Raw genomic sequence first — 12356 nt, 5'->3', positions numbered from 1 at the left:
GGAGGAAACCGATGCCTACCCCTAGTATGGAAGATTATATTGAACAAATTTATTTGTTGATTGATGAAAAGGGTTATGCCCGCGTATCTGATATTGCTGAAGCGCTTAGTGTACATCCATCCTCTGTAACAAAAATGGTGCAAAAATTAGACAAAGATGAATATCTAATTTATGAAAAATATAGAGGGCTTGTATTAACAACAAAAGGTAAAAAAATCGGAGAACGTCTCGTATATCGTCATGATTTGCTAGAGCAATTTATGCGTATTATCGGTGTGGATGAAGGTAAAATTTACAATGATGTAGAAGGAATTGAACATCATTTAAGTTGGGAAGCGATTGATCGCATTGGTGATTTAGTGCAATACTTTGAACAAGATGCAGTCCGAGTGGAAACACTTCGCGGTGTTCAAAGAGCAAATGAAGAGAAAAGTAATTAAGGGGAACGTATGGCGTTTCCTTTTTTATTTCAATTCGAAAAGGATGGGAGAATTATGAAAGCAATTATTTTTGATTTTGATGGATTAATTGTGGACACAGAAACGATATGGTTTCACTCTTTCAGAGATGCTGTTCGTGAATACGGCGGGGAACTACCTTTAGAGGAATTTGCGAAATGCATTGGAACAACAGATGAGGTACTTTATGCATATTTAAATGATCAATTAAAAGAGAATTTTAACAAAAGTGCATTAAAAGAAAAAGTGGCAACTTTACATAAAGAGAAAATGAAAATACCAAAAGCTCGTGATGGGGTAAAAGAATATTTAGAAGAAGCGAAAGAAATGGGATTAAAAATCGCACTAGCTTCTAGTTCGTCTAGAGAATGGGTTATTCATTTTTTAGAAGAACTACAAATTCGAGAATATTTTGAAGTAATTAAAACGAGAGAAGATGTTAAGAAGGTAAAACCAGATCCAGCTCTTTATCGAGTTGCAATAGAAGAATTAGGAATTAAGCCGTCTGAAGCTGTTGTATTTGAAGATTCATTAAATGGATTGAGAGCAGCAGTTGCAGCGGGATTAACGTGCATTGTGGTACCTAATGATGTGACGCGGAATTTACCATTTGAAAATCATCATCTTCGAATTGAAAGTATGAAAGAGAAAAGTTTAAAAGAAGTGCTTCAAAGTATAAAAAAAGACCGTACTTCCTAAAAGGAAGCACGGTCTTTCTTTTTGCTTTTTTTGCCTTCAATGACAGTTAAATGAGACTGTTTTCTTTTTCGTTTCAAAGTGGAAGAATTCCCTTTTTTAATTTTGTCATTAGAAGTATTTGACTTAAAGAAAGAATTGCCTAGGGGTGCTACATTTTGTTTCCCATGTTTGCGGTTCGATTGTTTTGCCGCACGCTTATATGAGCTTTGCGAATTTGCAGAACCACTGGAATTTGTAAACATCTTGTATAGCAAGTAAAAGATACCGACAACAAGTAACATGTACCCGATATTTCTTAATACACCCATGGGATTTGTAATAACAGATGAAACAAGGCCGAATATTGCCAATCCGATAATAAGCACAAATATAGCGAAAGTAAACGAACGACCGTTCATAAGGGACACCTCCTAAAAACGTATATTAAAATTAGTATATTAACGATGAGGAAAGGAGTTGAACACCATTTTTAAATAATTATTGTTTGTTCTCTAAACGTAATAATTCTTCAAACGATGCAATTGCTACTTCCACTTGGTCATCTGTTGGTTCTTTCGTTGTTAATAGTTGTAGCCATAACCCAGGATATCCAAGTACGCGTAATACGGGAATATCTCTTAATCGATTTGTAAATTGCAATACTTCAAAAGAAATACCAAGTACAACTGGAATTAATAAAATTCGGTTTATAACTCGTGCCCAAAGAGGGTCTGTAGGGACTAGGAAATAAACGAACATTCCAATAATGACTGTAAATATAATAAAGCTACTGCCGCATCTATAATGGAGACGAGTTTGCTTTTGAACGTTTTCTACAGTCAGAGGAAGGTTATTCTCGTAAGCATTGATTACCTTATGCTCTGCACCGTGATACTGAAATACCCGCTTAATAAGTGGGGTTAAAGAAATAAAGTATATATAGCTCAATAATAGCATGAGCTTAATGACACTTTCGACAATGATTTGCCCAGTATGAGATGGGAAAATCGGTCTCGTTAATTCAGCTAATAGTGCAGGAACTGCTGTGAAAATGACTTTACCGAATATAAAAGATAAAACGCCAACAGCTGCAACTCCTAATACCATCGTTAATTTTGATTGTTCTTCTTTTTTATTTGCAATTTGTTCATCATCTTCTGGGTGGACGTCAAATCGTTCTGAAGCGAAGTTTAAATGCTTTGCTCCATTCGCACTTGCATCCACAATAGCGGCAATCCCTCGTAAAAATGGAATTTTTTTTAGGGTAGATAGTACTTTATTACGAACGCGTGGTAATCGATAAAATTCAATCGATTTATCTTTACGACGAACCGCTGTAACAGTATATTCTCTACCGCCAAACATAACTCCTTCTATGACCGCTTGCCCGCCATATATTTGTTTTGACTCTTCTGCCATGTTAACACCAACCTGTATTTGTTTCTCTCTTATGTAGAAAAAGAGGCAATTGTCATACTGGGTTCTGTCGTTTTGAAATAAGACAATCACCGAGTTTCCTTTATTTTATCGGCAAATACAAGTAGATGACAAGTGAAAATGTTATGAGAGTCGGACATTTCTTATTCTTTTTATAGACAAATTTCGCAGTATTTAAACATGCTTCAAAATAGTTTCGGGCATACTATTGAGCGGAGGTGTTGATGTGAGTCAAGAACAATTAGGAACAAGGAATTTTGTGCAGATTGGTTTGTTTGGTGGAATCTTTTGGGGCGGAATATGGTATTTCCTTCATATATTTTCATTCACGGAGGCGGGACCAAATTATTTCCTTTTACCATTTGCGTTTGGAAGTTGGAAAGAGGGTGTATGGGGCAATGTGTCCGGAATAGTGTGTATGGGACTTCTTTCAATTTTGATTGCCTTTTTGTATAAAGCATTTTTTGCGAAGTTTGAAGGGATTATAGCGGGAATTATTTATGGGCTATTTTGGTGGGCACTACTGTTTTTGGGGATGGGTTTAATGGCTCCTGCTATTAAAAGTGCACTCCATTTACCGAAAGAAACAATTGTGACGACCATATGCATTTTTATATTGTATGGTGTGTTTATAGCCTACTCTGTTTCTTACGCAGTAAATACCAATAAGGCCGAGCGAGAAGGGGAAGAGAAGACAAACTATTCAAATAAGTAACTCCTATGTTAAAATGTTGTATAGACATTTAATAATAAGGAGTTTTAAGCATATGAAAAAGGTACTCCTCGTAAACGGTCCTAACCTAAATCGCCTTGGTGTTCGTGAGGTAAATGTATATGGAAAGGGCACGCTAGCGACACTTGAAGCAGATATGAAGCAAGAAGCAGAAACAATGGGAGTGGAGTTAGAATGTTTCCAATCGAATCATGAAGGTGCGATTATCGATCGTATTCATGAGGCGGAAGATATATATGAAGGGATCATTTTAAATCCTGGAGCATTTACACATTATAGCTATGCGATTCGAGATGCAATTGCGAGCATTTCGATTCCTGTTATTGAAGTACATATTTCTAACATTCACCAGCGTGAGTCGTTCCGTCATGAATCTGTGACGGCAGCTGTTTGTGCGGGACAAATTGTTGGATTTGGTTTTTATGGCTATAAGTTAGCGTTATTTGCATTAATGGAGAAATTGAGGGAGGCATAAAGTAATGGAGAAAATCGAAAGATTACGAAGTGCATTTGATGAGGCTGGTATTGACGGTATTTTGTTAACAAATGAACATAGTCGTAGATATATGGCTAACTTCACAGGAACAGCTGGTGTTGTTCTTATTTCAAAAGATCGTGCTCAATTTATTACAGATTTCCGTTATGTCGAGCAGGCAAGTAAACAAGCGGTTGGATATGAGATTGTGCAGCACGCAGGATTGATCATTGATGAAGTGGCAAAGCAAGTGAAAGAGCTTGGAATTCAAAAGCTTGGTTTTGAGCAAGATACTCTTACATATAGTTCTTATTCAGTGCATAAGGAAGCGATTGATGCTGAATTTATCCCGACTTCTGGCCTTGTAGAAAAGTTACGCTTGATAAAGACTGATTCAGAGATTAAGATATTAAAGGAAGCTGCACAGATTGCAGATGCTGCCTTTGAGCATATTCTATCATTCATTCGCCCGGGAGTATCTGAAATTGAAGTGTCAAATGAACTTGAATTTTTCATGAGAAAACAAGGAGCAACATCTTCTTCGTTTGATATTATCGTTGCTTCAGGTCTTCGTTCGGCATTACCGCACGGCGTGGCATCTGAAAAAGTGATAGAAACAGGAGATTTCGTTACATTAGACTTCGGCGCTTATTATAAAGGATATTGTTCTGATATTACTCGTACGATTGCAGTTGGTGAACCATCTGATAAATTGAAAGAAATTTATAATATCGTTTTAGAAGCACAACTACGTGGTGTGAACGGTATTAAAGCTGGTTTAACAGGCCGTGAAGCGGATGCGTTAACGCGCGATTACATAACGGAAAAAGGATACGGTGAATACTTCGGACACTCTACTGGCCATGGAATCGGTCTTGAAATCCATGAAGCACCAGGTTTAGCGTTCCGTTCTGATACAGTTCTTGAACCAGGTATGGCTGTAACAGTAGAACCAGGTATTTATATTCCAGGTATTGGCGGCGTACGTATTGAAGATGATATCATTGTAACAAGTGAAGGTAATGAAGTAATTACGAAATCACCAAAAGAACTTATTATTTTGTAACATACAGGAGGATTTTTTTACATGATTTCAGTAAACGATTTTCGTACAGGTTTAACAATTGCAGTGGATAATGGCCTTTGGCAAGTACTTGATTTCCAACACGTAAAGCCAGGTAAAGGTGCTGCATTCGTTCGTTCTAAACTACGTAACCTTCGCACAGGTTCTGTTCAAGAGAAAACATTCCGTGCAGGCGAGAAAGTAGAAAAAGCACACATCGAAAACCGTCGTATGCAATACTTATACGCAAGCGGTGAGGCTCACGTATTTATGGATAACGGAACTTATGAGCAAATCGAACTTGGTGAAAACCAAATCGAGCGCGAGCTTAAATTCCTAAAAGAAAACATGGAAGTAGCAATCATGACTTACCAAGGCGAAGTACTTGGTGTTGAACTTCCAAACACAGTTGAATTACAAGTTACAGAAACAGAGCCTGGTATTAAAGGTGATACTGCTTCTAACGTAACAAAACCAGCTACATTAGAAACTGGTCTTGTTGTACAAGTACCAATCTTCATTAACGAAGGCGAAATGCTTATCATCAACACTGGTGAAGGTAAATACGTTTCTCGTGCATAGTAGAAAAGCACTCGTGATAATTCACGAGTGCTTTTTTATAGGAAATAGGGTAGATAGTAAATAGCTGTTATTATAAAACTGACTAAAACAAGTGAAAGAGTACCCATAATAGATGGAGTCAAAACAATTTGAAATGGTTTTATTTCGCCAGTCTCAACGCCAGTTAATGTTTTACTTATTGCGTGATCTGTAATGTTATTTCTATGGTTACTCATAATAATTAACCACATAATTGCAAATATTGCTAAACTACCAAGGAAAAAGGTCTCTATAAATGACCAACCGACCAATAATGAAAAAAGATAAATAAGAGCTAATTCTACTACAACGGTTAAACTAACTTTCAATGCCTTCATATTTTTCCTCCTCATTCTGTAATTTCAACCAGTTTAAAAAATTTTCACGTGACACGACATGCAGAGAGCAAGGTGACTTTACTTCTTTCTCTAGTGCAGCGTGTTCATCTGGAAACTTGTTTTCCACATGCAATGAAATATAAGGTAGTTTTTCTTGTGCTTTTAATGAGCGGATATTATTCGTTTTAGCACCAGCAAATACGTAGGAAAGTTGTAAGTCTAAAAAGGCGATTTTAAAGATTTCTTTTTTAGCAGCCTCGTTATAGCCTTTTCCCCAGTACGGATAGCCAAGCCAACTACCAATGTGAGATTGCTTCTTCTCATTATTAATATGTTTAAGTGTGGTGAGGCCAATTATTTCATCCTCTTCATTCACAATCATTCTCGATAAGGATTTCTTTTGACGTTCTTCTTCTATTGCAAAAAGAAGAAATGCTTTCGTATCTTCGATGTTTTCTACCGTTATCCCCAATGCATTTTTTATATGTAGATCATTTGATAGCTCGAAAATCACATTTGTATAGCATAAATCTAGTGGTAATAAAGTGACGTGCTGCATGGTTTATACCCCTTTTAAACTAAATATACCATAAAATAATATGAATATTCAGATTATAATTCAGACTTTAGAGAAAAATTATGTTTTTACTTCTGAAATAGACAACCTCTGCATATGGTTGTACAAATATATTCTTTTTTAGAATACGAAGTTAGTAACTGTTACGGGAGAAGGTGGAAGAATGAAACAGTGGCTAGCGGCAATGGAAACATCTGTGCTTGTTATGGGAGCACTTCGATTATTTTCAGGTAGTGCGGAGATATTTGCTGCTTTGCTTATGCTTTATGTGAATGATGCGAAGAAAGCGTTGTTTATAAATGGTATGTTGGCGTTTGTTGGACCTACCGTATTAATTTTAACAATGACAATTGGGATAGCGAGTGTAGCAAGTGAAATTTCTTTCTTGAAGCTCTTTTTTCTAGCGCTTGGAATTTGCTGTATTTTTATCGCATTACTGAAATAGTAAGTCGAGTATAGTGGGGAGAAGCCGATGAAAGAGGTATTAGAAGTTTTACCAAAAACGATGAAGTACTTAATTGAAGAATGTAAGCAATACGATGCTTTAGAGGAAATTCGTGTTCGAATTGGAAGGCCGCTAGAGTGTATTGCACACGGAAAGGTGTTTTTTTATGACTATATTACTACTGCAGAGGATGCTATTTACTTATTGAATAAGTTAAGTCAATTCTCAATTTATACGATGGAAGAGGAATTAAAACGTGGGTATGTGACGCTTCGCGGGGGGCATAGAATCGGGTTAGCAGGAAAAGTCATTACAGAAAAAAGCGCAGTGAAAATGATTCGTGATGTCTCTTCCTTTAATATTCGTATTGCTCGTCAAAAAATAGGGATTGCTGAACCACTTTTGCCATATTTGTATGAAAAAAGGTGGTTAAACACGATGGTAATTGGCCCTCCCCAAACAGGAAAAACGACACTTTTAAGAGATGTAGCACGTTGCATGAGTCAAGGGGTAAGTGCTTCGGAAATTCCTTCCTGTAAAGTGGGGATTGTTGATGAACGGTCAGAAATTGCTGGCTGTGTGAAAGGGATCCCGCAATACGATTTTGGTACCCGAGTCGATGTGTTAGACGCATGTCCAAAGGCAGAAGGAATGATGATGATGATTCGTTCTATGAGTCCTGATATTTTGATCGTAGATGAAATTGGCCGTAAAGAAGATAGTGAAGCAATTATGGAGGCAGTGCATGCAGGTGTTCAGCTTTTTATAAGTGCACACGGATTTTCCTATGAGGATGTTGTGAGACGTCCATCGCTCAAGGCAGTGCTAGAGCTTGGTATATTTGATAGGTTTGTGGAGTTGTCAAAAGCGAGGGGTCCAGGAACGGTTATGCAGGTGAAAGATAAATATGGAAAACCAGTGTTATCAAATAGAAAGGCTGAGGGCGTATGGTGAAAATATTTGGTGCAGTGTTAATCGTTGCGGTCAGCACCTTTTTCGGGTTTTCGTACGCTAAAAGATACAGTGAGAGGCCTAGGCAACTTAGGTTATTAAAATCAGCACTTCAATCATTAGAGGCAGAAATTATGTATGGACACACACCTTTATCTGAGGCTGCCGAGCGATTAGTTAAACAAATGCCAAAGCCATTAAATTGGATATTTCAAAGTTTCGCTAAAAAACTAGAAAGTGGAGAACAAACAGTAAGGGAAGCTTGGATAGATAGTTTGAAAGAGAATTGGAAGTTGACGGCTTTTCAACAAACCGAGTATGAAATACTGCAGCAATTTGGTGAAACTCTCGGGCAACATGATCGTGAATCACAACAAAAACATATTCGCTTATGTATTACACATTTGGAGAGAGAAGAAGAGGAAGCAAAAGCTTTACAACTGCAATACGAAAAAATGATCAAGAGCTTAGGGGTACTAGCAGGGCTACTAATTGTAATTTTACTGCTATAGGGGGGAGAAAGGCGATGTCCATTGATGTTGGATTAATATTTCAAATCGCCGGAATCGGCATTGTTTTAGCTTTCATTCATACTGTACTAAAAGAATTGAAGCGTGAGGATATTGCAAATTGGGTTATCCTTGTCGGTTTTGTCGTCATTTTATTTCATGTTGCATTTTTAATTAATACGCTATTCGACAAGATTAAAAGTGTCTTTCTCTTCCAGTAAAGGAGGCGGTTCGAATCGAAATTATACAAATTGTCGGATTAGGCCTCGTTGCTACGTTTTTAGCTGCTGTTTTGAACCAGCATAAATCTAGTATTACATCTTTATTTATTGTGTTCGTAGGCAGTGTGATGTTTCTTATTTTAATCGATCAAATTCATTCTATTTTACAAATGATTGAGAGAGTAGCGAGTGAAGCGAAAGTTAGTAATGTCTACGTGGAAACGTTACTAAAGATTATTGGAATTGCTTATATTGCTGAGTTTGGAGCTCAAATCACAAAAGATGCTGGTCAAGGTGCCATCGCTTCGAAAATTGAACTTGCTGGGAAAATCTTAATTCTCGTTATGGCAATTCCTATTTTGACGGTTGTAATTGAAACTATTCTCGGATTTTTACCGACGGGATAAGGGGGAGTGAATGTTGAGGAGGTTTGGAGCTAAGCTGCTATTTGCTTGCTTCCTTTTCTTTTCTTTACCGGTTGTTGTACAAGCTTCTCCTGTAGAAACAAACGTCGTTGATCAACAATTGGATAAGCTCGGAATTGAAGATGTGAAGCAATTTTGGGACGGGCTTGTTACAAAATATGGAGGCTATTTGCCAGAGAGTCAAAAAGGGAGTTTTATGGAGTTTGTAAAGGGAGAAAAAGAATTCTCTCTAAAAGAGTGGATGATAGGGTTATTAAAATATTTATTTCATGAGCTTGCAGCTAATGGAAAACTGCTTGGCACACTCATTATGCTCACAATCTTTAGTGCATTGTTGCAATCACTACAATCTGCTTTTTCAAAAAGTAGTGTAAGTAAAATTGCTGATGCTGTTGTATATATGGTACTTATTATTTTTGCTTTGAATAGTTTTTATGTCGTTATGACATATGCAAGAGAAACGATACAAACAATGGTAGATTTCATATTAGCGCTATTGCCAATTTTATTGGCGCTTATAGCGACTGGTGGCGGGGTTGTATCTGTATCTTTCTTTCATCCGATTATCATTTTCTTAATGAATACAAGCGGGCTTCTTATGAATTATATCGTTCTACCGCTTTTATTACTGGCAACGATATTAAGTATTGTAAGTACAATGAGTGATCAATATAAAGTTACGAAATTGTCCAAGCTTCTGCAAAACGTTAGCGTTGGGATTATCGGTATCTTCTTAACGATTTTTTTAGGAGTATTATCTGTACAAGGAACAGCGACAGCCGTTGCTGATGGAATAGCTGTGAAAACTGCTAAATTTGTAACAGGAAACTTCATTCCAGTAGTTGGAAGGATGTTTACCGAAGCGGCAGATACTGTTATTAGCGCATCAGGATTATTGAAAAACACAGTCGGAATTATTGGGCTCGTCATTTTATGCTTAATTGTTGCTTTTCCTGCGATTCAAATTTTCTGTATTGCATTTATTTATAAATTTGCAGCAGCAGTATTGCAACCGATTGGCGGCGGAGCAATTATTCAATGTTTAGACATTATTGGACGAAGCATCATTTACGTATTTGCTTGCTTAGCTATCGTATCATTTATGTTCTTTTTAAGTATTACAATTATTATTGCTGCGGGGAATATTACACTTATGATGCGATAGGAGGTGAAGAGTATGCAATTTGTTACAGAGTGGATCAGAAATATTATCGTTTTTTTGCTCTTAGCAACAATGCTTCATCTTATTCTTCCAAATTCGAATTTGCAAAAATACGTTAAATTCGTTGTAAGTCTTTTGTTAGTCGTATTAATTTTAACGCCTCTTTTTAAACTATTGCAGACAGATATAAATGAAGTAATTGCAAATTTTAATGAAGAAAAGTACGTAGCAGAAGGATCTGTAAAAAATTCAATAGATTCGAAGAAAAAAGAAATACAAGCTCTAACACGTGCATATAGTTTAGAAGAGATGGCTACCAAAATGAAAAAAGAAGTAGGAAAAGAGTTTGAGAAAAAGTATGGTATGACTGTCTCCGAAATACAAATAGTCGCAGCAGAAAATACAGAAGAAGTAAAGTCAGCGAAAGATATTCAATCTGTTGTTGTGACGTTGAAAGAAAAAGAACGTAGTAAAAATGATGCAATTGAAACAGTAAAGCCAATTGAAATTAACACGAAAGAGCCTCCAAAAAAAGTGGAAGAAACGAATGGAGAAATGAAAGATTTCTTTTCAAGCAGGTGGCAACTAGAGAGTAAACAAATCCAAGTTCAAATGGAAGGGAGGACAGGTAGAGTAAATGGACAATAAAGATAAAAATTCGAAGTTCTCATTTTTTCGAAACTTATTGAATGGGGATCAAAAAGAAAGCAACGAGAAGGGTAAAAAGGTAACACCTAAGTTTTTACTTGTCCTACTCATACTTGGAATTTTGCTTATGTTTTCTAGTAGTCTCTTTTCAAGTAAAAAAGAAGAAGTACCTGTATTTAAAGAACAAAAAACTCAAAACCAAGAAAAAGACGTACCAACTTTCGGACAAAAAAGTAATGATAGTATGTCAAATGTAGAAAAATATGAAAAAGCGTATGAACAAGAATTAAAAACTGCTTTAGAAGAAATAGCAGGAGTAAAAGACGTAACGATTAAAGTGAATTTAGATTCATCTGAAGAAAAAATTTTAGAAAAAAATACAGTGAAACGCTCACAAACAACAGGTGAAACAGATAAAACAGGCGGTAAGAGAGAAGTAGAGGACGAGTCTCTTGATGAAAAGACTGTCATTATACGTGAAGGGGATAAAGAAACTCCTGTTGTTTTACGAACAGAGAAGCCGAAAGTACGTGGTGTTCTTGTCGTAGCAAAGGGAGTGGATAATATACAAGTTAAAGCAATGGTAAAAGAAGCTGTGATAAGGCTGCTAGATGTACCGGCCCATCGCGTTTCAGTTTCACCGAAAAATTGATAGGGAGGAAATAAAGTGTTAAAAAAACAAACAGTTTGGCTATTAACGATGTTAAGTTTAGTTGTTGTACTATCTGTGTATTACGTGACAACTCCTGACAAAATGAATACAGCATCGCCAGCAACAGGTGAAAAGATTGGACAAGAAAAACAAGGTACTGATAAAGCGGTAACAAACGAAGCGCCTAAAGAAACTCCGAAAAAAGAAAATACAAGCAAGGAAACAACAAATAAAGAAACAGACAAAAAAGAAAATGCAAAAAAAGAAACAAGTAAAAAAGAGGGTAATGTATCAGTTCAATCAAGTGATGAGAATTTCACAGCTTTACGTATGCAAATGGAAGATCAGCGTAGTGAAGAGAAAGCAAAATTACAAGAAGTGATGAATTCTTCGAAATCTTCAGCGACAGAAAAGAGTAAAGCGAAAGATAACTTTGATGCAATCACTACAATGGAAACGAAGCAAGAATTACTTGAGACAGTAATTAAATCTCAAGGAGGATATCCAGATGCTCTTGTAAGAGCTGATGGTACTGATATTAGAGTAACGGTTAAAGCGGCAAAACATTCACAGAAAGAAGCAAATAAAATTATTCAACTTGTAAGAAGTGAAGGTGGATCAAAAGATGTAGGTGTGAAATTTGATCCACCAGCGAAATAAGTGAAACTTTAATCCGTAGGGATTTCCCTGCGGATTATTATCTTTTACTAAGCAAAAGGTATGCAAATAGTAAAATAGAGTATGTAAGTAAGCGTGTGAATAGAAAAAAGCTATCATTTTCGATAGCTTTTTTCTATTTCGTCTTTGTATTTATTTTTATTATGTTCAACTCGGAATGGAGAAACACGTTGTGAGTAAAAGATTAATGGTTCATGGTACTGATGATTACTTTTTCCGGATTTGACGTGGATGAAAAGAACGCATGCCCAAACGATTACGGCAGGTAAAAAGAGAATGAGCCATATCATATTTCCACACCTCGAC

General features: G+C 36.5%; 20 protein-coding genes. 15 read left to right on the top strand and 5 right to left on the bottom strand.

Going from position 1 to position 12356, the window contains the following annotated elements; all coding sequences use genetic code 11:
- Positions 1 to 11: 11 nt before the first annotated feature.
- Together mntR and MR143_RS03805 are read left to right on the top strand one after the other, a co-directional pair.
- Complete coding sequence (mntR, locus tag MR143_RS03810) at positions 12 to 440, top strand: transcriptional regulator MntR (protein ID WP_001143082.1); 429 nt, start codon at positions 12 to 14, stop codon at positions 438 to 440.
- Between the two features lie 54 nt (positions 441 to 494).
- Positions 495 to 1157 carry an HAD family hydrolase gene (locus MR143_RS03805; protein WP_033690179.1) on the top strand — a complete coding sequence of 221 codons (663 nt, stop codon included), beginning with the start codon at positions 495 to 497 and terminating at the stop codon, positions 1155 to 1157.
- Here the strand turns inward: MR143_RS03805 and MR143_RS03800 are convergent.
- Positions 1154 to 1555, bottom strand: a complete 402-nt coding sequence (locus MR143_RS03800; protein WP_001014460.1) for an SA1362 family protein — start codon at positions 1553 to 1555, stop codon at positions 1154 to 1156. The two genes, MR143_RS03805 and MR143_RS03800, sit on opposite strands and share 4 nt — an antisense overlap.
- 79 nt (positions 1556 to 1634) lie before the next feature.
- Positions 1635 to 2555, bottom strand: coding sequence for a DUF1385 domain-containing protein (locus tag MR143_RS03795; protein ID WP_000807121.1), 921 nt, complete (start codon positions 2553 to 2555; stop codon positions 1635 to 1637).
- Between the two features lie 244 nt (positions 2556 to 2799).
- On the opposite strand from MR143_RS03795, the gene MR143_RS03790 reads away from it, so the two are divergent.
- From MR143_RS03790 to efp, 4 genes are read left to right on the top strand one after another with little or no spacing between them, the layout of a single operon-like run.
- The gene (locus tag MR143_RS03790) at positions 2800 to 3288 is read left to right on the top strand and encodes a YqhR family membrane protein (RefSeq protein ID WP_000076884.1); all 489 of its coding nucleotides are present in this window, start codon (positions 2800 to 2802) and stop codon (positions 3286 to 3288) included.
- A 52-nt stretch (positions 3289 to 3340) separates the two neighbouring features.
- Positions 3341 to 3781: a type II 3-dehydroquinate dehydratase gene (gene aroQ, locus MR143_RS03785; RefSeq protein ID WP_000757087.1), complete on the top strand. Its 441-nt coding sequence runs from the start codon at positions 3341 to 3343 to the stop codon at positions 3779 to 3781.
- 4 nt (positions 3782 to 3785) lie between these two features.
- Positions 3786 to 4847 (top strand): Xaa-Pro dipeptidase, encoded by a 1062-nt coding sequence (gene pepQ / locus MR143_RS03780; protein ID WP_000411038.1) that lies wholly within the window; start codon positions 3786 to 3788, stop codon positions 4845 to 4847.
- 21 nt (positions 4848 to 4868) lie between these two features.
- Entirely contained in the window at positions 4869 to 5426 is a 558-nt protein-coding gene (efp, locus tag MR143_RS03775) for an elongation factor P (RefSeq protein ID WP_000626510.1), read from the top strand.
- A gap of 35 nt (positions 5427 to 5461) precedes the next feature.
- On the opposite strand, the gene MR143_RS03770 is transcribed toward efp, so the two are convergent.
- Positions 5462 to 5782, bottom strand: coding sequence for a hypothetical protein (locus MR143_RS03770; protein WP_000645695.1), 321 nt, complete (start codon positions 5780 to 5782; stop codon positions 5462 to 5464).
- Positions 5763 to 6341 carry a GNAT family N-acetyltransferase gene (locus MR143_RS03765; protein ID WP_001164982.1) on the bottom strand — a complete coding sequence of 193 codons (579 nt, stop codon included), beginning with the start codon at positions 6339 to 6341 and terminating at the stop codon, positions 5763 to 5765. The genes MR143_RS03770 and MR143_RS03765 overlap by 20 nt, the downstream gene beginning before the upstream one ends.
- 181 nt (positions 6342 to 6522) lie before the next feature.
- Between MR143_RS03765 and MR143_RS03760 the strand changes: the two genes are divergently transcribed.
- The 9 genes from MR143_RS03760 to MR143_RS03720 are packed head-to-tail and all read left to right on the top strand — an operon-like array spanning position 6523 to position 12032.
- Positions 6523 to 6804 carry a YqhV family protein gene (locus MR143_RS03760; protein ID WP_000816050.1) on the top strand — a complete coding sequence of 94 codons (282 nt, stop codon included), beginning with the start codon at positions 6523 to 6525 and terminating at the stop codon, positions 6802 to 6804.
- 27 nt (positions 6805 to 6831) lie between these two features.
- Entirely contained in the window at positions 6832 to 7758 is a 927-nt protein-coding gene (gene spoIIIAA / locus MR143_RS03755) for a stage III sporulation protein AA (protein ID WP_000665905.1), read from the top strand.
- The gene (gene spoIIIAB / locus MR143_RS03750) at positions 7752 to 8267 is read left to right on the top strand and encodes a stage III sporulation protein SpoIIIAB (RefSeq protein WP_000238702.1); all 516 of its coding nucleotides are present in this window, start codon (positions 7752 to 7754) and stop codon (positions 8265 to 8267) included. The genes spoIIIAA and spoIIIAB overlap by 7 nt, the downstream gene beginning before the upstream one ends.
- Positions 8268 to 8281: 14 nt before the next feature.
- Positions 8282 to 8485, top strand: a complete 204-nt coding sequence (spoIIIAC, locus tag MR143_RS03745; protein ID WP_000020914.1) for a stage III sporulation protein AC — start codon at positions 8282 to 8284, stop codon at positions 8483 to 8485.
- A gap of 23 nt (positions 8486 to 8508) precedes the next feature.
- Positions 8509 to 8892 (top strand): stage III sporulation protein AD, encoded by a 384-nt coding sequence (gene spoIIIAD / locus MR143_RS03740; protein ID WP_077393170.1) that lies wholly within the window; start codon positions 8509 to 8511, stop codon positions 8890 to 8892.
- A gap of 10 nt (positions 8893 to 8902) precedes the next feature.
- Entirely contained in the window at positions 8903 to 10075 is a 1173-nt protein-coding gene (gene spoIIIAE / locus MR143_RS03735) for a stage III sporulation protein AE (RefSeq protein WP_242280617.1), read from the top strand.
- A 12-nt stretch (positions 10076 to 10087) separates the two neighbouring features.
- The gene (spoIIIAF, locus tag MR143_RS03730; protein ID WP_001161027.1) at positions 10088 to 10720 is read left to right on the top strand and encodes a stage III sporulation protein AF; all 633 of its coding nucleotides are present in this window, start codon (positions 10088 to 10090) and stop codon (positions 10718 to 10720) included.
- Complete coding sequence (gene spoIIIAG, locus MR143_RS03725) at positions 10710 to 11372, top strand: stage III sporulation protein AG (RefSeq protein WP_000368890.1); 663 nt, start codon at positions 10710 to 10712, stop codon at positions 11370 to 11372. Before spoIIIAF ends, spoIIIAG begins: the two co-directional genes overlap by 11 nt.
- A gap of 15 nt (positions 11373 to 11387) precedes the next feature.
- Positions 11388 to 12032: a SpoIIIAH-like family protein gene (locus MR143_RS03720; protein WP_000914709.1), complete on the top strand. Its 645-nt coding sequence runs from the start codon at positions 11388 to 11390 to the stop codon at positions 12030 to 12032.
- Between the two features lie 113 nt (positions 12033 to 12145).
- Here the strand turns inward: MR143_RS03720 and MR143_RS03715 are convergent, their stop codons facing one another.
- Positions 12146 to 12340, bottom strand: a complete 195-nt coding sequence (locus MR143_RS03715) for a hypothetical protein (RefSeq protein WP_000638001.1) — start codon at positions 12338 to 12340, stop codon at positions 12146 to 12148.
- Between the last annotated feature and the right edge of the window lie 16 nt (positions 12341 to 12356).

This window comes from Bacillus cereus group sp. BfR-BA-01347, assembly GCF_022663835.1.
Lineage (GTDB): Bacteria > Bacillota > Bacilli > Bacillales > Bacillaceae_G > Bacillus_A > Bacillus_A thuringiensis_K.
The sequence above is the reverse complement of the archived record's forward strand: the minus strand, read 5'-3'. Positions and strand labels throughout refer to the sequence as shown.